Origin of the sequence: Sinorhizobium sp. NFACC03 (genome assembly GCF_900103435.1) — a bacterium.
GTDB lineage: Bacteria > Pseudomonadota > Alphaproteobacteria > Rhizobiales > Rhizobiaceae > Ensifer.
Genome location: NZ_FMXF01000003.1, coordinates 254029 through 274333 on the forward strand (window position 1 = coordinate 254029; position 20305 = coordinate 274333).

The 20305-nt window shown below is 61.4% G+C and carries 19 protein-coding genes; 13 read left to right on the top strand and 6 right to left on the bottom strand.

Going from position 1 to position 20305, the window contains the following annotated elements:
- Nucleotides 1-2: 2 nt before the first annotated feature.
- The 13 genes from BLU35_RS08125 to BLU35_RS08185 all read left to right on the top strand — a co-directional run bounded on the left by BLU35_RS08125 (nt 3) and on the right by BLU35_RS08185 (nt 12481).
- Nucleotides 3-1616 (top strand): GMC family oxidoreductase, encoded by a 1614-nt coding sequence (locus tag BLU35_RS08125; RefSeq protein WP_093232718.1) that lies wholly within the window; start codon nt 3-5, stop codon nt 1614-1616.
- A gap of 259 nt (nt 1617-1875) precedes the next feature.
- Complete coding sequence (ggt, locus tag BLU35_RS08130; RefSeq protein ID WP_093232667.1) at nt 1876-3618, top strand: gamma-glutamyltransferase; 1743 nt, start codon at nt 1876-1878, stop codon at nt 3616-3618.
- A 312-nt stretch (nt 3619-3930) separates the two neighbouring features.
- On the top strand, nt 3931-4287 hold the full coding sequence (locus tag BLU35_RS08135) for an SPW repeat protein (RefSeq protein ID WP_093232668.1): 357 nt from the start codon (nt 3931-3933) through the stop codon (nt 4285-4287).
- A gap of 224 nt (nt 4288-4511) precedes the next feature.
- Nucleotides 4512-5201: a hypothetical protein gene (locus BLU35_RS08140; protein WP_093232669.1), complete on the top strand. Its 690-nt coding sequence runs from the start codon at nt 4512-4514 to the stop codon at nt 5199-5201.
- Nucleotides 5138-5449 carry an ATP-binding protein gene (locus tag BLU35_RS36635; RefSeq protein WP_093232670.1) on the top strand — a complete coding sequence of 104 codons (312 nt, stop codon included), beginning with the start codon at nt 5138-5140 and terminating at the stop codon, nt 5447-5449. The genes BLU35_RS08140 and BLU35_RS36635 overlap by 64 nt, the downstream gene beginning before the upstream one ends.
- Nucleotides 5450-5841: 392 nt before the next feature.
- Entirely contained in the window at nt 5842-6978 is a 1137-nt protein-coding gene (locus BLU35_RS08150) for a YdcF family protein (RefSeq protein ID WP_093232671.1), read from the top strand.
- Nucleotides 6979-7277: 299 nt separating this feature from the next.
- A complete protein-coding gene (gene queC, locus BLU35_RS08155; RefSeq protein ID WP_093232672.1) occupies nt 7278-7988 on the top strand; it encodes a 7-cyano-7-deazaguanine synthase QueC in 711 nt (236 codons plus the stop codon).
- Nucleotides 7988-8344, top strand: coding sequence for a 6-carboxytetrahydropterin synthase QueD (queD, locus tag BLU35_RS08160; protein WP_058329947.1), 357 nt, complete (start codon nt 7988-7990; stop codon nt 8342-8344). Before queC ends, queD begins: the two co-directional genes overlap by 1 nt.
- Nucleotides 8341-9078 (top strand): 7-carboxy-7-deazaguanine synthase QueE, encoded by a 738-nt coding sequence (queE, locus tag BLU35_RS08165; RefSeq protein ID WP_093232673.1) that lies wholly within the window; start codon nt 8341-8343, stop codon nt 9076-9078. The genes queD and queE overlap by 4 nt, the downstream gene beginning before the upstream one ends.
- A 98-nt stretch (nt 9079-9176) precedes the next feature.
- Nucleotides 9177-9527 carry a DUF488 domain-containing protein gene (locus tag BLU35_RS08170; protein WP_093232674.1) on the top strand — a complete coding sequence of 117 codons (351 nt, stop codon included), beginning with the start codon at nt 9177-9179 and terminating at the stop codon, nt 9525-9527.
- Between the two features lie 292 nt (nt 9528-9819).
- Nucleotides 9820-10002, top strand: coding sequence for an SDR family NAD(P)-dependent oxidoreductase (locus BLU35_RS08175; protein WP_210185119.1), 183 nt, complete (start codon nt 9820-9822; stop codon nt 10000-10002).
- Nucleotides 10003-10191: 189 nt separating this feature from the next.
- Nucleotides 10192-11349, top strand: coding sequence for an IS110 family RNA-guided transposase (locus BLU35_RS08180; protein ID WP_176907168.1), 1158 nt, complete (start codon nt 10192-10194; stop codon nt 11347-11349).
- Between the two features lie 268 nt (nt 11350-11617).
- A complete protein-coding gene (locus BLU35_RS08185) occupies nt 11618-12481 on the top strand; it encodes an alpha/beta fold hydrolase (protein ID WP_093232675.1) in 864 nt (287 codons plus the stop codon).
- Nucleotides 12482-12642: 161 nt separating this feature from the next.
- Here BLU35_RS08185 and BLU35_RS08190 read toward each other — a convergent pair whose 3' ends face one another.
- The 6 genes from BLU35_RS08190 to BLU35_RS08215 form a co-directional block, all read right to left on the bottom strand.
- A complete protein-coding gene (locus BLU35_RS08190; protein WP_093232676.1) occupies nt 12643-13710 on the bottom strand; it encodes an ABC transporter ATP-binding protein in 1068 nt (355 codons plus the stop codon).
- Nucleotides 13707-15971: a glycoside hydrolase family 2 protein gene (locus tag BLU35_RS08195; RefSeq protein ID WP_093232720.1), complete on the bottom strand. Its 2265-nt coding sequence runs from the start codon at nt 15969-15971 to the stop codon at nt 13707-13709. Before BLU35_RS08195 ends, BLU35_RS08190 begins: the two co-directional genes overlap by 4 nt.
- Nucleotides 15972-15979: 8 nt before the next feature.
- On the bottom strand, nt 15980-16801 hold the full coding sequence (locus BLU35_RS08200; protein WP_093232677.1) for a carbohydrate ABC transporter permease: 822 nt from the start codon (nt 16799-16801) through the stop codon (nt 15980-15982).
- Nucleotides 16798-17697: a carbohydrate ABC transporter permease gene (locus BLU35_RS08205; protein ID WP_057255556.1), complete on the bottom strand. Its 900-nt coding sequence runs from the start codon at nt 17695-17697 to the stop codon at nt 16798-16800. Before BLU35_RS08205 ends, BLU35_RS08200 begins: the two co-directional genes overlap by 4 nt.
- A gap of 82 nt (nt 17698-17779) precedes the next feature.
- Nucleotides 17780-19048: an ABC transporter substrate-binding protein gene (locus tag BLU35_RS08210; protein ID WP_093232678.1), complete on the bottom strand. Its 1269-nt coding sequence runs from the start codon at nt 19046-19048 to the stop codon at nt 17780-17782.
- A gap of 124 nt (nt 19049-19172) precedes the next feature.
- Nucleotides 19173-20201, bottom strand: coding sequence for a LacI family DNA-binding transcriptional regulator (locus BLU35_RS08215; RefSeq protein ID WP_093232679.1), 1029 nt, complete (start codon nt 20199-20201; stop codon nt 19173-19175).
- Between the last annotated feature and the right edge of the window lie 104 nt (nt 20202-20305).

Here is a 20305-nt window from a genome sequence, read left to right on the forward strand (position 1 = left end):
AGATGATCTACGATTACATCATCGTCGGCGCCGGGTCGGCGGGTTGCATCCTTGCGAGCCGGCTCAGCGAGAACGGTCGCCACAAGGTGCTTTTGATCGAGGCCGGCGGCAACGATAATTCCTTCTGGTTCAAGATCCCGGTCGGCTACGCCCGCAGCTACTATAACCCTCAGGTGAACTGGATGTATTCGAGCGAGCCGGAAGCCGAGCTTCAGGATCGCAGCATCTACGTGCCGCGCGGCAAGGTCCAGGGCGGCTCCGGATCGATCAACGCGATGATCTACGTGCGCGGCGCGCGCGACGATTTCGACGACTGGAAAGCCGCCGGCAATGCGGGCTGGGGCTATGACGACGTGCTTCCCTATTTCCGCCGGCTCGAAACCCATGCGCGCGGATCGTCCGAATGGCATGGCGGCGAAGGCCCGATCCACATCACCCCGATGCGCGGCATGACGCATCCGATCACCGACGCCTTTCTCGAGAGCTGCGGATCGTTGCAACTGCCACTGAACGAGGATTTCAACGGAGCCTCGCTCGAAGGCGCCGGCGTCTACGACGTCAACACCAACAATGGCCGCCGCTCGCATTCGAGCGCCGAGTATTTGCGCCCGGCGCTCAAGCGGCCCAACCTGACGATCGAACGCTACGCTCAGGCCGAGCGGCTGGTCTTTGCGGATGACGGGCGCGTAACCGGGGTCGATGTCGTCCAGAACGGTGCCCGCCGGCGCTTTACCGCCGGCCGCGAAGTCATCCTCGCCGCTGGCGCCGTCGGCAGCCCGCAACTGCTGCAGGTTTCGGGCATCGGCGACGGCAAGACGCTGTCTTCGCTCGGGGTCAAGACACAGCGGCATTTGCCGGCGGTTGGCCAGAACCTGCAGGATCACCTCTGCGCCAGCTTCTACTATCGCGCCACCATCCCGACGCTCAACGACGAGTTCGGCAGCCTGTTCGGCCAGATGCGGCTCGGCCTGCAATATCTGCTCACCGGCAAGGGTCCGTTCTCCATGAGCGTCAATCAGGCCGGTGGCTTCTTCCGCGGCAGACCCGACGAAGAGCGGCCGAACATCCAGCTTTACTTCAATCCCCTGTCTTATCGGATCCCGAATGACCCGAAGGCCGGGTTGAAACCGGAGCCCTATCCGGGCTACCTGATCTGCTTCAACTCCTGCCGGCCGACCAGCCGCGGCAGCATCCAGATCGCATCCGGCGACCCCGCGCAAAAGCCGCTGATCCGGCCGAACTACCTGACGACCGACCGCGACATCGACGAAGTGCTGCAGGGAAGCCGGCTGGTGCGGCGGATCGCGTCGGCCACGGCGCTCTCCTCACTGACCGCGGAAGAAATCTCGCCCGCGCCGCGCGTTCAGAGCGACGACGCGCTGATGGATTATTTTCGCGAAAACTCAGGCTCGATCTACCATCTCTGCGGCACCTGCGCGATGGGGCCGGACCAGGCGAGCTCCGTCGTCGACAGCAGCCTGCGGATCCATGGCGTTCCGGGTCTGCGCGTCGTCGACGCCTCGATCTTCCCGAACATTACGGCTGGCAACATCAATGCTCCGACGATGATGGTTGCGGAAAAGGGCGCGGCTCTCATCCTGGCGGATGCCGCCTGACGAGAGCCGTATGGTTCCCCCCCCGTTGCCTGCGGGGGAGCCCGCCCAAGACAGCCCCTCGCGTTCAAACGCTGCCATCGGTCAGGTGTGAATTGCCATCGCCGACCGGGCGTGGCTATACTCCGCTGACTTCATAGCTGCCCACAATCAGTGCTTGCCTGGCCAAAAGATTGTTGCCGCCGCGTTGAACGCGGTGGCGGGCGTCCGCGTCGCGGCCGCCGGCAAGGCACTGCGAGCAACGCCTGCGAGGGAGAGACGCATGCTGAGTTTTCGCTTGAAGAGCCTGCCCGTCACCTTGTTTCTTGCGCTAAGCCTGGCTCCGCCAGAGGGCCGAGCCGCCTCGCCGGAGCCGATCAAGGCCGAGCATGGCATGGTGGTGACTGCCCAGCACCTGGCCTCGGATGTAGGTGTCGCGGTCCTGAAGAGCGGCGGCAACGCGGTGGATGCGGCGGTTGCAGTCGGCTATGCGCTCGCCGTCACCTATCCGACTGCCGGCAATATCGGCGGTGGCGGGTTCATGACCATCCGCTTCAAGGACGGCAGGACGACCTTCCTCGATTTCCGCGAGCGGGCGCCGCAGGCGGCAACCAAGACCATGTATCTCGACGGGAAGGGAGATGTCATCAAAGGGTTGAGCACCGATGGTTATCTCGCCGTCGGCGTGCCGGGGCCCGTCATGGGTTTCGAGGTCGCGCGGAGCCGCTATGGCACGAAGCCGCTTGCCGAACTGATCGCGCCGGCGATCGCGCTAGCCAAAGATGGCTTCGTGCTGGAGGAGGGCGATGTCAGTACCTTCGAGGGCAGGGCCGAAAGGCTGGCGAAAGATCCGGCCGCGGCCGCGATCTTCCTGAAGCCCGACGGCAAGGCCTTTGCGGCCGGCGAAAAACTCGTCCAGACGGACCTTGCCGCATCGCTTTCGAGCATTGCCGAAAAAGGCCCGGACGCCTTCTACAAGGGCGCGATCGCCGATCAGATCGTCAAGGCGAGCTCGGAGAAGGGCGGCGTGCTCGCCAAGGCGGACTTCGAGCGCTATGCGGTGCGCGAACTGGAGCCGGTCAAGTGCAACTATCGCGGCTATGACATCGTCTCCTCGCCGCCGCCGTCTTCCGGTGGCGTGATCATCTGTGAAATCCTCAACGTGCTCGAAGGCTATCCGCTTTCCTACATGGGCTATGGCGCCGCAGACACGGTTCACGCGATGATCGAGGCGATGCGCCATGCCTATGTCGACCGCAACACGTCGCTAGGCGATCCTGATTTCGTCGAAAACCCGATCGCCAAACTCACCGACAAGGCCTATGCGAAGGAAATCCGCGCCAAGATCGATCCGTTCCGCGCCGGCGTCTCCGCGACGCTGATCCCCAAGGGCTTCGGCGAAAGCAAGGAGACGACCCACTATTCGATCATCGACGACGAGGGCAACGCGGTCGCCGTTACCTATACGTTGAACGGCTCCTTCGGCGCCGGCGTGGTGGCGCCTGGAACCGGTATCCTGCTCAACAACGAGATGGACGATTTCACCTCGAAGCCGGGCGTGCCCAATCTCTATGGGCTGATCCAGGGCGAGGCCAATGCGATCGCGCCCGGCAAGACGCCGCTGTCGTCGATGAGCCCGACGATCATCTCCAAGGACGGCAAGCCCTTCATGGTGATCGGCAGCCCCGGTGGCGCCCGCATCATTACGATTACGCTCGAGGCGATCCTCAACGTCATCGATCACGGCATGAACATCCAGGAAGCCGTCGATGCGCCGCGCATCCATCACCAGTGGCTGCCGGACAAGGTGTTCATGGAGCCCTATGCGCTCTCGCCCGACACCCGCAAGCTGCTGTCGGCGATGGGCCATAACGTTCAGATCGACGAAAGCTGGACGATCTGGGGGCAGGCGACCGGCATCCTCGTCGGCGGCGAGAGCCTCTCCGACATCGGGGCCGGCGGCGGCGCCCGCTACAATGGCGCCGTCGACAGCCGCATCGGCGCAGGTGCTGCGCGAGGTTACTAGAGCAATTCCAGGAAAAGTGCGAAACGGTTTTCCGTCCGGAATTGCGTAATTTCAAAGACTTAGATCACTTCAGTGTTTCGGTGAAACAATGAAATGATCTAGAGAGCCCGAGATAGCGGGTGGCAAGTCGGTGCTTTGACACCCTTTGAAAGCAGCGGATCGTCGGTTCGCTGCGCGCTTTCGCATGTGCGATCACCGGGTACTCGCGCGAAAAAGATTTGAAAGCGTTTTCGATTGAATTTATTATGATTTCCAGAGCGTGCGCCGCACGCGGTCGTACGCTTTGGTCAAACTTCATTCGTGGAGGTTGTCATGGCACTGATGGAAGGAAAGAAAGCGCAGGACTGGATCAATCTGGTTCTCGCCCTCTGCCTGTTCATCTCCCCGTGGATCATGGGCTTCGTTGTCGAGAGCGTTCCGGCTTGGAACGCTTGGGCCGCCGCCGTCGTGCTCGGCGTTCTGGCGATCGCAACACTTGCCATGTTTGCGGAATGGGAGGAATGGGCAAGCCTCGTCGTCGGGCTCTGGCTGATCGCTTCCCCCTGGCTGCTCGGCTTCTCGACCAGCGCCAGTCCCATGTGGACGCACGTCGTCCTCGGGGCACTGGTGACTGCGCTCGCGATCTGGTCGGTCTGGGACGAACGGCAGCACCCGCATGCGCATGCATGATGACGAGCAGTGAAGGTCGCGGCCCGGCGCCGCAGCGCCGGGCCGCGAACAGCTGGCGTAATGTCGGTGCAATCTCGAGTTTGCAGCTTCACCCGGATTGAGAGCAAATCCTGAAACCGTGTAGAACGATCTTCTTTCAGATTTGCGTGATTTCAAAAAGTTAGCTCCCATCGAACGCGTCCGAGCGAGGCCCGACGATGCACCGCGCATTCAATTCCAGCCCTATGGTGCCGCCGGTGAGGAAACCGTGGCCCCGATCTCTCAAACAGCGGCTGATCGCCCAGCTTCTCGTTCTCCAGTTGGCGATGCTGCTGGCTTTCGGACTTTCGTTTGTAAGCCTCCTGGTCCTTGCCGACGAAGGCGGTGTGCTGGTCAGCCCAGCGCCGGTGGAGAAGGCCTTCGACGCGATCCGGAGAGGTCCGGAGGGCAAACTCGTACTGGCAAAAACCGAGGAAATGGGGGACGTCCATGCCAGGCATCCAGACTTTTGGTTCATCGCGCGCAACGACTACGGAGAGACTGTTCAGGTCGGTGACATCCCCGCGATCTACCGGGGCGTGAGCGAGAATCTCGGCAGGATGACCTATTCGGACATTCGCGATGCCGGTGATCCATCACCCTATCTTGCCGTTCTCCGGCGGCGGTCGAATGCGGAAGGCGATTTCACGGTATTCGGGCAAGGCGAGTTGATGAGCCAGTCGGCTCTCATCCTGCAGTTTTCGCGAGCGCCGATGCTGGTCTTGCTGGCCCTGGTGACGGTCGCCGGCGTGCCATGGATCGTCAATCGGACGAGCCGGGACATTTCAACGCTGGCGATCGATGAAGCTACGACTTTTCATATGAGCCGGCGGTGCAGCGCTCGCTCGTTCAGGCGGGCTCGCCTTCTCTCAGGCGTGCCATCATCAACCTGGTAAAAAATGCGATCGAGCATGCCGGAAACCGGGGAGCGATTGTCGTTCGGGTCGAGCGTAACGGCGTGATCGAGATCTGCGACGATGGTCCCGGCGTTCCCGAGGCAGCCATTTTACCGGCTGAAGCCGCGGCATCTAGGCGCGGGCCACGGTCTCAATCTCGTGCTGCAGATTGCGCGAAGGCATGGTGCGCAAATGACCGTTCTGAATTCGCCAGGCGGCGGCGCATGCTTCCGCATGGACTTCGGTAGCGAGGCCGCCACTTTGCCTTCCCATAAGCCGTAGAACTCCACGCAGGCAAAAGCTGATTGCCCATGACATTGGCGTTCACGGAACGACCGCGCACCGCCCGGTGCGCGCGTGCGGTGCACAATTGGATAATACCAATATAATACCAACTAGCAACTGTCTCTGAATGCTGACGCAACTTGTGTGCGCTATCTGTAAGAAATGTAATATGATTTATTCCGAATCTGGTCGCAGTCGCGGTCCGTTTTGACATCGCGCACTAGACAGGTGGTCATGTTTTGGTATTGCTAATACTGGCCGCATATAGATTGGCCAGATCGGAAGTGATTACGGAACGCTTATCGGCCCGAGGGCGAGCAAGCCTGTGGGCAACCGGAAAACTGGGAGATATCAAATGAAGCCAAGTTCCATTCTTGCCCTTTTGACGGGCTCGATCGTGTTTGCGTCGGATGTTCCGCATCGGACGAAGGCGGGCGGCGCGAGACGCCGACTCCTGGCAGTGTTGACAGCAACAGCGTGTCTTATCTCGGTCGCTCCAGCCGTGGCCTTCGATCAGACCAGCGCTGGCCGTATCAAGCAGCTGGTGGACACTGGCATGCAGTATTACTGGTCGGGAGGCGACGTCAAAAAAGCGGAAGCCGAAGTCTTCAAGGGCATTACCTTGCACGGCAAGTACGATGTCGTGGAAGCGGCCTTCAAGGAAGCGTCGACGTTAGCACCAGAGCGGCTGGATTTTCAGTATGCCGTCGCCTCAACGCAGATCATCCAGAAGAAGCTCGACGAGGCGCAGACGACGTTCCAGGGTATCCTTGACAAGGAGCCGACCGCATTTGACGCTCAAAGCTGGTTGGAAGCGATTGCCCGCATCCGTGGCGATGAGACCGGCGCGGCACTCGCCCATCAAGCGCTCGCAGGGCTCGATCGCGAACGCGCGGAGGAGTATCGCAAGCGCTTTGTTCGCGCAGAACAGATCATGGCCGAAAAGCCCAACTTCGATATCCCAACGGTGCCCGGCAAAATCGTGGTCGTCGCCTTGGGCTACGCGCTGGCGGATGACGGCACGGCGCAGCAGACTTTGCTCGATCGCCTCGACGTGACGTTGAAGGCTGCAGAGGCGAACCCGACAGCACTGGTGATGGTAAGTGGCGGCGTGCCGAAGAATGGCGTTACTGAAGGCGACGTGATGTCCAAGTGGCTGGTCGACAAGGGTGTCAGCCGCGATCGCATCATCATTGAAGACAAGTCGAAAGACACGATCGGCAATGTGATCAATGCTGCCAATCTGTTGGTGCGGCATCAGGCCGACACAGTGATCCTGGTGACCAGCTCAAGCCACATGCGCCGAGCTCGCACAGTAATGGAAGACGCATTGAAACAGCGCGACCTGCTGACGGCAGTGGTGCCGCTGAATGCGCTGGACGCACCATCCCAGGATGAGGCGGCAAAGGTCGGGTCTGACGAGAGGTTGGTAATTTACCGCGATCTGATGCGTGTTTCGGGCGTATGGGCGTATCCGGGGCTTCAGCAATAGCCACTGACGCATCTCAAGAATCATCGAAACCCGCGCGCCCAGTTCCGCCATTATGGGCGCGCGAGCTATTGACCAATGCATCGGCGACCTTCACGCCGCAACGCTTGCAGACGCTTCCCGTTCCCCTTGGTGATCGAAAATTTCTCTTGGCCTTGTGCCACAGCGCCGATGTTCGGTCGTCGAAACAGTATTTGTTCGCCACAATCTCCGACATTAAGCTTCCCATCGCCTCTGCTTTGTCCTAGAAGGCACCCCGTAATCCGGTCGCAGCCTACCCGGTCAAAACAAGGACACCTATCATGAAGACGATTGTCATCTGCTCCGGCGGATTGGACTCGGTATCGCTTGCCCACAAGGTCGCAGCCGAGCAGGAGCTTATAGGCCTGCTCTCCTTCGACTATGGACAACGACACCGCAAGGAACTGGACTTTGCCGCCGCCTGTGCGAGGCGGCTTGGCGTTCCACATCAGATCATCGACATTCGCGCCATCGGCGCCCACCTCACCGGATCGGCGCTGACGGACGATGTCGACGTGCCCGACGGCCACTATGCCGAGGAAACCATGAAGGCGACGGTGGTTCCGAACCGCAACGCCATCATGCTCGCGATTGCCTTCGGGCTTGCGGCGGCGCAGAAGGCGGACGCGGTTGCGGTCGCCGTGCATGGCGGCGATCATTTCATCTATCCCGATTGCCGTCCCGGTTTCATCGATGCGTTTCAGGCGATGCAGAACCAGGCGCTCGACGGCTATGCCAGCGTTGCACTCTACGCGCCCTATGTGACCGTATCGAAGGCGGATATCGTCACCGACGGCGCAAGCCATGCGACACCCTTCGAAGAGACCTGGTCCTGCTACAAGGGTGGCGCACGCCATTGCGGCCGCTGCGGCACCTGCGTCGAGCGGCGCGAGGCCTTTCATCTTGCCAGTGTTGCGGACCCGACCGATTATGAGGATCCGGATTTCTGGGTGGCGGCGACGTCTGCTTTTTCAGCCGAGGAGGTGAAGTGATGTTCCGGATTACCAAGGAGTTCCATTTCTCCGCCTCGCACCAGCTGAAGAGCCTGCCGGCGGACCACCAGTGCGCCCGGCTGCACGGGCATAACTACGTCGTTGAAGTCGAGCTTGCCGGTGCGGAACTGAACGAACACGGCTTCGTGCGCGACTATCACGAGCTGGCGCCACTGAAGCGCTACATCGACGAGAGCTTCGACCATCGTCACCTCAATGACGTCCTCGGCCATGACCAGGTGACGGCCGAATGTCTGGCAAAGCATTTCTACGATTGGTGCAAGGTGAGGCTCCCTGAAACCTCGGCGGTGCGCGTCAGCGAAACACCGAAGACCTGGGCGGAATACCGGCCATGACCGGGCCTGGCGAAACGCGCATCCGGATCAGCGAAATCTTCGGGCCGACGATCCAGGGCGAGGGCATCCTGATCGGCCTGCCGACCGTGTTCGTGCGCACGGGCGGCTGCGATTATCGCTGCAGCTGGTGTGACACGCTGCATGCGGTCGACAGCGAATATCGCGACCAATGGCTGCCGATGACGGTGGAGGAGATCTGGAGCGAAGTCAGCCGGCTATCCGGCAGCAAGCCGCTCACGGTCTCGTTATCCGGTGGCAATCCGGCGATCCAGCCGCTTGGACCTCTGATCGCGCGTGGGCGAGAGGAAGGCTACCGGTTTGCCCTGGAGACGCAGGGCAGCACCGCCAAGGACTGGTTTGCCGATCTCGACGTGCTGGTCTTGAGCCCGAAGCCGCCGTCGAGCGGCATGAAGACCGACTGGAACGCCTTCGACGACTGTCTTCGCATGGCGGCAGGCCGGCCCGAGGTGGCGCTGAAGATCGTCGTCTTCGACGAGCGCGATTATGCCTATGCCCGCGATGCGGCGGCCCGTTATCCGCATCTGCCGCTCTACCTGCAGCCTGGCAACCACACGCCGCCGCCCCCTGATGACGACGATGCCACCGTCGATATCGACGGCATTATCGACCGCATGCTCTGGCTTGTCGGCAAGGTGACGGAGGACCGCTGGTTCGAGGCTCGGGTGCTGCCGCAACTGCATGTTCTGCTCTGGGGCAACAGACGCGGGGTATAGCGGTCGCGCCCTTGGTGTCTGCCTGCAAATCCTCCAGGCTTGGTTGGACAGCGGCGGGCGGCTATGGTCCAAGCAATGCGGTCAGGCGAGGGGCGTTCATGCAGCTGAAGACGAAACGTGTCTATGAGCCGAAGGCGGATGGGGACGGCATGCGCATCCTGGTCGATCGCCTGTGGCCGCGTGGTCTGACCAAGGCGGAAGCGGCGGTCGACCTCTGGCTCAAGGAGATCGCGCCGACGACGGAACTGCGCCGGTGGTTTCACGGGGATCAAGGCACCTGGGACGAGTTCAGCAAGCGCTACATTGGTGAGCTCAACGACAACCGGGCCGCCGTCGATCTCTTGCGGCAGCGCATCGACGAAGGCCCCGTGTGTCTGCTCTACAGCGTAAAAGACGAAGGGCGCAATCACGCCTTGCTGCTCAAAGACTATATGCTGAGACAGCTGTAGACGGGGTCGTGCCCCACTTCAAGCCGTTACGACGGACGCCTCGGATGGATCCGTCAACGCGGGCGATGATGCCGCGCCAATCGTCCTGAGAAGGCAAGCCGAAGACGTCCGGCAAGGTCTGTTCGATCTGGCGGCGGCGGATGGTAATCCGAGGCCTCGCTGCCATCCGGCAGCCGCGGCGCGAACCCAGGCGGCCACTTGTCCACGTGTGGGAGGCATACGCGCTTGCACGAATCAGCCGTCGCCGTGAGGCGCCAGAAACGGTGCGACAGTGTCAGATGGAGGCGGATTGATGGACACAAACGATCTCGGATTTGCCGGCAAGGTCGCCTTGGTCGCAGGGGCCAGCAAGGGTATCGGCGCGGCCACCGCCCGCGCCTTTGCACAGGCCGGAGCATCCGTCGTCCTCCTCCCCCGTTCACAGGCGGCGGTCGAGGCGTGGGGCCTGTGGCCGAAACTCAATCCGCCGAGCTGAACGCCTGTGCGGCGACTGCTGCGTTAGACCCTTTCGGCGCGCCGCAATGCAAAGCCGAAATTTTCTTGAATGTCGACGTCGGGATGGGAAAGCGCCGCGCGTCTTAAGCTCGACGGCGGTTTTGAACCGCGCTGACAACAAGGAGGTGACATGAAAGAGGTCGCCTCTGGGAGAGAACGGATCACGGAGATGGCGGTGATGATTGCGGGACAGTCACGCTTCCAGCCTTTCGGCTTATCCTGTTGGGGTTTTCGAGATCTCAACAAGGGAGTTGGAAGCACGACTGCGTCCTATGATTACCACATCGGCGTCGACTACCACAAATCCTACAGCCACCTGGTGGTGCAGGATTCGTGCGGCAAGACGCTACGCTCCGGTCGGGTGAAGAACGACCGCCAGTCGCTGGGCAGCTTTCTCGAGCGCTATCGCGAGAACAGCCATGCGGTTGTCGAGGCGACGCGCAACTGGATGGTGATCTACGACTGGCTCGACGACATTTGTGATGATGTCGTTCTCGCCCATCCGTTGAAGGTCAAGGCGATCGCCGACGCCAAGATCAAGACCGACAAGATCGACGCCACCGTGCTGGCACACCTGCTCAGGGCCGACCTGGTGCCACAGGCCTGGGCACCGAGCGACAAGGCCCGCGAGCTGCGCGTGGCGCTGCGCGAGCGGATGTTTTACGTGCGGCTGCGCACGATGACGAAGAACCGCATCGTCACGGTGTTTGATCGTTATCCGGAACAGACGGCCCAGCTCAAAAAGTTCGGGGACCTGTTCGGCAAGGCCGGGCGCATCCAGCTGACGCAGGTCGCGGTCTCTGCGATCGACCGCGTCCAGATTGATCGTGGCCTCGCCTTCATCGGCGACATCGATGCGCGCATCAAGCAGGCGGAGACAACGATCCGGGCGATGACCAAGGGCAATGGCAATGTCAGGCTGTTGAAGACGATCCCCGGCATCGGCGAGTTCTTCGCCCGGCTGATCGATGCGGAAATCGACGACATCAACCGGTTCCGCAACCCGAAGAAGCTTGCTGCCTATGCGGGCCTGGTACCGTCGACCTATTCCTCCGGCGGCAAGACCTTCCACGGCAAGATCATCAGGCAGGGCAATAAATGGTTGCGCTGGGCGTTCGTCGAGGCGGTCACCCCCGCCATCGCCAGCGATCCTGAGCTGCGCGCCCAGTACGACCACTTGAAGTTCAGAGGAGTGAACAAGGCGCGGGTTGCCATCGCGCGCAAGCTTTTGACGATCGCCTTCCAGATCCTGCGTGACCAGCGCGCCTACGAGCGGCGCGACACCAGCCCCATGGAAAGCGCGTCGACGATATCCCGGTTGTCCTGATGCACTTCTAGCGAGCCCGGCAGGACTGGGCTGCGCTCATCAAGGAGAATGCGAAACCGGGAGCCGAACGTCACTCTGTGGCCGAAGCCAAGGCATCAGGCCACGTATTGGAGAATGGTTCGAGAACCGCAGGACGGCCACACACTGTCCAGCGGAAGGAAAAGATTGAGCCGATCGGCGTCTTGCCGATCAAAATCTAACCGAACCCAAGGAAATGCCGCCAGCTCAAGGCGTTTTGCCCCTTGTGTTCTTTCATTGGAGAATATGCATGTTCCGCACCGCTTTCATTGCTGGCGCTCTGCTGATTTCCGGCACCACATTTGCCGACGCCGAGCCGGTGGGCAATCGCGTCGATGTCAACGGCATGAAGATGTATTACGAGATCTCGGGCGGGGGCGAACCGCTGGTCGTGCTGCACGGCGCCTACATGAACATTCCGTCGATGGGCGCGATCATCCCGAAGCTTGCAGAGACCCACAAGGTCTATGCGGTCGAGCTGCAGGGCCATGGCCGCACCACCGATATCGACCGGCCGATCACTTATCCGAACCTCGCCGATGACGTCGCTGCCTTCATGGATGCGATTGATCTCAAGAAGGCTGACGTCTTTGGTTACTCCATGGGTGCGGCCGCCGGTCTGCAACTGGCGATCCGCCACCCGGAAAAGGTGAACAAGCTCGCTGCCGCATCCGTCGCTTACGACGCTGACGGCTGGAAGCCGGAGTTCAAGGCGGTCATCCCGCAGATGACGGTTGAGATGATCGTCGGCCTGCCGTTTGCCGAGGACTATCGCAAGCTCGCCGTCGAGCCCAACGGCTTTCCGGAACTTGCACGCAAGCTCATCCAGCTCGAAAAGGAACCGATGGCTTGGGAGGCAGACGTCAATACCCTGAAGACACCGGTGCTGATCATTGCCGGCGACGCCGACGTGGCGACGCTCGAGCACAACGTCGCGCTGTTCCGCCTGCTCGGCGGCGGTGCGATGGGCGACATGGGCAAGCCGCTTGCGGCTTCGCGCCTCGCGATCCTGCCGGCGACGTCGCACACCGCGGTCATCAATCAGACGGATCTGCTCTACGCCTTCGTCGAGCCCTTCCTGAAGGGCGAGACGCCGAAGGGCATGTTCCAGTAGGATTCGACCGGCGCCATCTCCAGAGGGATGGCGCCGGCGCAACAACACGCGCGGGCTGCCTAGATCATTTCATTGTTTCATCGAAACACTGAAGTGATCTAAGTCTTTGAAATTACGCAATTCCGGACAGAAAACCGTTTCGCACTTTTCCTGGAATTGCCCTACCGCAGACGCCTTCCGTCGGCGTCGAACACCAGAACGGCGGCCGGATCGAAGCGGGCGGCGATGCTATCGCCGGACTTCAGGCCGCGACCATTCTTGGTCTCGATGATGATCAATTCGCCGTCGCCATGGCGGGCATAGGCGAAGGTCTCGCCGCCGAGATGTTCCAGCATGTCGATCGTCAGATCGAGGCTTGCCGAGCCGCTGTCGCCGAAATGTTCGGGCCGGATGCCGATGGTCACGGAGCTCCCAGGCGTAGCCTCCTTGATGGCTACTGGAATAGTCGCGTTGCCGAAGTCGGGCAGACGTACCTGCGTTCCGCGAGCGTCGACGATCCCCTTCAAGAAGTTCATTTTCGGTGAGCCGATGAAGCCGGCGACGAAGAGATTGGCCGGATCGTCGTAAAGGTCGAGCGGCGAGCCGACCTGTTCGACCACGCCGCCGCGCATGACGACGATCTTGTCGGCAAGTGTCATCGCCTCGACCTGGTCATGGGTGACGTAGATGATCGTCGTTGCGAGCTTCTTGTGCAGCCTGGCGATCTCGATGCGCATGTGGACGCGCAGTTCGGCATCGAGATTGGAGAGCGGCTCGTCGAAGAGGAAAATCTTCGGGTGCCGCACGATTGCCCGACCAATCGCCACCCGCTGGCGCTGGCCGCCGGAAAGCTGTTTCGGCTTGCGATCGAGCAGCGGACCCAGCTCCAGGATGTTCGCAGCCTCACCGACCCGTTGTTCGATCTCGACCTTCGGCACGCCGGCAAAACGCAGCGCGAAGCCCATGTTTTCCCGAACCGTCATATGCGGGTAGAGCGCATAGGATTGGAACACCATCGCGATGCCGCGCTTTGACGGATCGACATCGTTCATCCGCTCGCCGTCGATCGTGAGATCACCGGATGTGATCTCTTCGAGACCGGCGATCATCCGAAGCAGGGTCGACTTGCCGCAGCCGGACGGACCGACGAAGACGACGAACTCGCCGGTCTTGATGTCGAGGTCGACCCCCTTGATGACCTCGAAGTTGCCGTAGGACTTTCTGACGTCGCTGAGTTGGAGTTCGCTCATGCAGCCGCTGCCTCGCTTGCCACTGCCGAAAGTTCCAGTCTTACGGATCCAAGCCGTGTCGAGGTTACCGCGACGGCGATGCCGCCAGCAGCCCCCGTCGTCTCCAGCCAGAAGCCCGTCGAACCACCCTGGAAGACCAGGCGCTCGGGCCCAAGCAATCGGGCAGGGCCGGTGACGGTGACGTCGACCGCATCGTTGAGGAACGGCAGGACGTTGCCGGCCTGGTCGAGCGCGCGCACGATCACGCGAACACTGTCACGCCCTTCGGTCCGCAGTGTGGTGTTGTCTGCCACGACCTCGAGCGTCGTCGGTACCGGATCGGCGACCATGCGCAGGCTGGCTGCGGCCTTGCCGTCGATGAAGCCGGTGAACGCGGCGTCTTCCCACTTCATGCCCCAGACGCCGAGTTCGTCCTTGGTGAAGTGGCGATGGTCGATGACCACAGGCGGATGCGGCAGATGCGGGAAATTTTCGCGGTCCGGACCAACGCGCTTCACCAGCGAGCCGTATTTCAGCTCGACCTCGTCGCAATTGGTGAGCACGATCAAAGGCAGCACGCCGCCGATGTTGCGCTCGCCGCGCGCCCAGAAAGTGACCGGCTTCATAACCACGTCCTCGGACGGCTCGCATTGGCTGGCGTAGACATAGGCTGCAAACTTCGGCTGGCGGAACATGTCCATGACACCGTGATAGCAGATCCGGTCGCCGGAGCCGAAATCCTTGTGGGTGTTGTAGTCGAACATGCACCAGCCGATGGCGCCGGAGATGCTGGGGTCACCATGCGCGGCGTTCAGCACCTCCAGGTGCCGGCGCACATGCTCGGCCTGTCGCTGCTCCTGATCGTAAATCTTCGTCGGGTACATGTGGCCGCCGAATTCGGTGATGAGGTAGGGCACCTTGCGATTGAGCCCGGTGCACTCCTGCTGTGGGCGCAGCGCCGTGCGCGGGCGGTTTTCCCCCGGCAGTTCCTCGTTGCCGAGGATGAAGTCGTTCATCGTGTAGACGTCTTCGAGGAACTCGCTGTCGGTGATGTAGCGCACGCCGCCGGTTTGCCGCGTCGGGTCGAGTTCACGCGCCAGCCGGTTGGTCTCGACGTAGAAATCGTGGGAGTCCTGCGACTCGTTGATGCGCACGCCCCAGATGATGATCGACGGGTGGTTCCAGTCGCGCTCGATCATGCGGCGGACGTTTTGGATCGCCTCCTGCTTCCAGGCCTCACCGCCGATATGCTGCCAGCCGGGGATTTCCTCGAAGACGAGCAGGCCGATGCGGTCGCAATGGTCGAGAAACCACTTGGATTGCGGATAGTGCGAGGTGCGGACAAGGTTGCAATGTAGCGTGTTCTTCAGGATCTCGGCATCGCGCTCCTGGGCCGACCGGCCCATGGCATAGCCGACATAGGGGAAGGCCTGGTGGCGGTTGAGACCACGGATCTTCAGCGGCCGGCCGTTGAGCTTGAAACCTTCCGTGGTGAACTCTGCTGTACGGAAGCCAAAGCGCGACGAGAGCCGGTCGCTGCCGCGATCGCTGCGCAGTTGCACCTCCGCCTCGTAGAGGACGGGACTGTCGATATCCCAGAGCGAAAGCCCCTTGAGACCGGTAATCTCCAATGTGACGCTCTCACCGCGGGTCTCGCCGATGGCTTCCGCCAGCACCTTGCCGTTCGTGTCCTTGAGCAGTGCCGTGACAGTTCCGGCTAACGTCAAGCTTTGCGGATTGGCGAGATTGCAACGGACCGTGACGGACTTGGCGTCGCTGAGGACATCGCGGGTCTCGATCTTGATGTTGGCGATCGAAACCGCGTCGGTGACCTTCAACCAGACGTCGCGATAGATGCCGGCGTAGGTCAGATAATCGATGCGGCCGCCGAATGGTGGGATCTCCGGGTTTTCGCTGCCGTCGATCTTGACAGTGATCAGGTTATCGCCCTCCCGCAGCCTGTCGGTCAGGCGCGCTTCGAAGGGCGTATAGCCGTCCTTGTGGGCAACGATCTCTTCGCCGTTGAGATAGACGACGGCATCGGCCATCGCAGCGTCGAAGACGAGCGAGACCTCGCGGCCATGGAACTCCCGACGCCAGGCGAGCGGCTTTTGATAGGTGAATGCGCGCTGATAGGAGGCCTCGTCGAAGTAATTGAACGGCAGTTCCACCGCATTGTGCGGCAGGCTCACGGGCCTGCCCGCCTGCAGGCGGCCGGCTTCAGTGGCGGCGCAGCCTTCGGAGAAGACCCAGGAATCGTTGAAAGAGGTAACAGAACGCATCATCATTCCTATTTGACTGAGCCCAGCATTCCCTGGACGAATTGGCGTTGCATGAAGAAAAAGACCGCGAGGGTGGGAAGCGTTGCGAGGATGGTGCCGACCATGACGACGCCGTAATCGGGGTAGTAGGCGGAGGCGAGCGAGGAGACGACGAGTGTGATTGTCTTCGTCTCGTTCGACTGCAGCACGATTAGCGGCCAGAGATAGTTGTTCCAGGCGGTCATGAAGACGATGATGAAGGCCGCCGCATAGGTCGAGCGCATCACCGGCACGTAGATGAACAGGAAGATCTGCCATTCCTTCAGCCCGTCGACCTTGGCTGCGTCGCGCAGCTCCGAAGGGAACGCCTTGGTGCACTGGCGGAAGTAGAAGACGATGAAGGCCGAGCCGATCGACGGCAAGACGACCGCGAGGTGGGTGTTGATCAGCCCCGCCTTGCCCATCATGATGAAGAGCGGGATCATCAGCGCCGCAAACGGGATCATCATCGTCAACAGCAAGGCGCTGTAGATCCGGTCACGATGGCGCGAGCGGAACATCTCGAAGCCATAGCCGGCAAGCGACGAGACGGCGAGCGTCAGCGCCGTTGCCAGTATGGCGATCTTGGCCGAGTTCCAGAAGACCAGCGGCGCATTCACCTGGGTGAAAAAGGTGGCGATGTTGGTGGCGAGCGCGCTGCCCGGCAGCATCTTGCCCTTGATGATGTCGATCGACGAATTGGTGGCGCCGAGCAGCATCCAGACGAAGGGGAAGATCGAAAGAAAGGCCATCAGCCCGACGAAGCCGTAGGTGACGATGGCGGTTGCGATGCGTGCGGATCCGTTGTTCATCGGTCGCGCTCCCGTGCCGCGAAGAACTGAAGGCAGGCGAGCAAAGCGACGAGCACGACGATCACGTAGGAGACCGTCGCCGCGTAGCCGAAGTTCGGCATGAAGCGGAAGGTCAGGTTGTAGATGTAGAGCGACAGGGTCAGCGTCGCGTTGGAAGGGCCACCCTTGCCCTCGGTCAGATTGTAGACCTCGTCGAAGAGCTGGATCGTGCCGATCGTCGAGATGATCGTGGTGAACAGGATGACGGGTTTCAGCAGCGGGATGGTGATGTGGGTGAAGCGGGCCCAGGCGGGCACCCCGTCGATACGGGCCACCTCATAGATCGACTTGTCGATGTTCTGCATCGCCGCCAGGTAGAAGATCATGTTGTAGCCGGTCCAGCGCCAGGTGATGGCGATGATGACGAGCACCTTCGCCCAGAAGGGATGCGTCAGCCACGGGATCGGCGAGGCGATGATGCCGATCGCCTCAAGGGTCGAGTTGACGATGCCGTCGAGCGCGAACATGCCTTTGAACAGCACCGAATAGGCGACGAGCGAGGTGACGCAGGGCAGGAAGATGGCGGTGCGGAAGAAGCCGCGGCCGACGAGCCTCGGATTGTTGAGCAATGACGCCAGGATTAGCGCCAGCAAGATCATGATCGGCACCTGCACGACGAAATAGGTCAGCGTGTTGGTGAGCGCCTTGATGAAGACCGGGTCGTTCCAGAGACGGACGATGTTGGCGAAGCCGGCGAATTTCAGCATCATGCCGCGGCCGGACTGGAACGACATCCAGAGCGACCAGACGATCGGATAGATCATGAAAAGGGCGATCAGCCCGAGCGCCGGCGCAACGAAGAGCCAGCCATTGACGTTGTAGTATCGGCCGATGCCGCCGCGGCGCGCGAGAGCCATCATCATCCCCATGGATAGCTGGAGCCGTTGGCCGCGGCGCAATCGCCACGGCCAGGAGTGGTGCAGACAAACGCCGTAGCGACTACTGGACCTGTGCGCTGACCTCGGCGTCGATCGCCTTCAGCACGTCGTCGACAGGTGTTCCCTGCGAGAGCGCCGGCAATTGCGCGGTGACCGCGGTGTCCGCCTCGTTGGTGAAGACGCCGTAGTTGACCGAGGGAACCTTCGCGAGCCAGTCGGAGAAGTTCTGCCAGACCTTTTCACCGCCGAAGAAGGCATCGGCCTCGCCATAGGCGGCCCCGCCACGGGCAGCGAGCAGCGAGCCGACGGCGCCGCGGTCCTGCAGGATCGTCTGGTAGAAATCGACGTCCTTGGCGTAGACCGCGTTCAGGAAGTCGATCGCCTCGGCTTTCTCCGCCGAGCTTTCAAGCACGTACCAGCTCGATCCGCCGAGGTTCGAGGCATGCGTCGCGCCGTCGATCGAAAGGGCCGGGATCGGCGCCACGCCCCACTTGCCCGACTGGTCCGGCTGCGCCTTGACGGTGCCGGTGATCCAGACGCCGGTGATGACGGTGGCGACGTCACCGGAAGTGAAGGTTCCGACCCAGTCGGCCCAGCCGGCGGCCGGCTTGTAGATGTTGGAAGACATGATCTTGCCGACCGTCTCCAGCGCTCCCTTCAGCGCGGCGTTGCCGGTGATGTTCGCCTTGCCTTCCTTGTCGAAGTACCATTGCCCGGCCGATTGCATGATGATGCGCACGAGGCCGGCGTCGGTCGGGTCGAGACCCATCATCTTCTTGCCGGTCTTGGCTTCGACCTGCTGGCCGATCTCGATGAAGCGGTCCCAGGTGATGCCCTGCATGTCCTCGGGCTTGAAGCCGGCCTGCTCCAGGTAGTCCTTGCGATAATAGAGGCCGGTGACGCCGGAATCGAAGGGCATGCCATAGACCTGGCCATCCAGCGTCATCAGCTCGACCTTGTAGGGAGCGAAGCCGGAATAGTCGACCGTGCCGGAGAGCGGCGCGAAGGCGCCGGGGAACGATTGCAGGTATTTCTGCGCGCCATAATCCTCGATCAGCACGATGTCGGGCAGTGCGTCCGCCGTGCCGGACGAAAGGCCGGTCTGCAGCTTCTGCTCGACGTCGGCCTTGGCGAAATCGACGATGTTGAAGGTGACGTCAGGATGCGTCTTGGTATAGCGCGCGCCGGCCTCCTTCATGATCGCGACGTTGAAGTTCGGATCCCAGCACCAGACGGTGATTTCCTTGGCTTGCGCCGCAGTCACCGCCAAGAGGCTGGCGCCGGCGAGCGCGATGGCGCTAAAGCGCGGCAGATAGATACGCATGTCCATTGTTTTCCTCCCTTGAATTTCGTTCCCCGAGACGTTCCTCCTAGTCTCGGCGCGGAGTATTTCGCAAAATTCTGAAGAAGGCAATATTTCAGTAAATTTTTACCACCGTGTTTTTACCGGCTGTTTACCGGTCAGCAACGGAGCCCGTCGTGGCCGTGCTGCCGCGCCAGACCATCTCTGTTCCGAGGATCACCTTCTTGGCCACGTCGCGTCCGGTCAGCCGTTCGACCAATAGGTCGACAGCCGTCTCGCCGATCACTTCGGCCGGGATCTTGACCGTCGAAAGCGGCGGGCCGAGAAACTGCGCGACCGGGATGTCGTTGAAGCTTGCCACGGCGACATCGTCGGGGATCCGAAGGCCCATCTCGTGAATGGCCCGGTAGGCGCCGATCGCCATGTTGTCGTTGCAGGTCACCAGGATTTTGGGCGGATTGGTTTTTGACAGCATCGCCTTGGCGAGCATATAGCCGCTGTCCGGCGTCAGCTTCTCGACCATGCAGAGTTCCGGATCGTAGAGGCTGGCCTTCGTCATCCACTGGATGAAGGCGCGGCAGCGGCGCTCCGAATGGATGTCGTCCTTGTCGCGGAAGGCGTCGATCCAGCCGAGAAAGCCGATTCGGCGGTAACCCATGCCGTATATGCCTTGAAGCAGGCGGTTCATGGCCACGGACACGTCGCTCATCACGCTGTCGTCGACATCGTCGTCGGGGGCGAAATCGGCAAAGACCAGGTGGCGGCTGTGCCGCCGCAGCCAGTGAACCTCTTCGCCGTAATGGTGGCCGACGGCAACGACGCCGTTGGCGCCCTGCAGGATCGCCGCCTCCGGCAGGTTGCCGTTGTGGAAGACCTTGACCACCTCGATCTTCAGCGACTGGCAGCGGTTTTCGATGCCAAGCCTGACGCCGACATAATAGGGATCGATCAGTTCCTGGGCGGGCTGGAGAAAATGCACCAGCGCGAATTTCAGGCCCTGCATCGGTCCCGCACCGCGCCCGCGGTTGCGGGGCGTCGCATAGTTCAGCGCCTCGGCTGTCTCGATGATCGCCTGCCGCTTCTTGGTGGAGATCGAAAGCGTTGGATCGTAATTCAGCACCCGTGAGACGGTCGCCGAAGAGACCCCGACAGCCGAAGCGATTTCCTTGATTGTTACCATGTCCAACGTCCTGCCCGCCGCCGCAACCCAGGCTTCGGGCGCGGCGCAATCTTTATTTAGTAAAATTTTTCTCGGGTTTTTTCAATCTCTGGGCGTTGTATTTC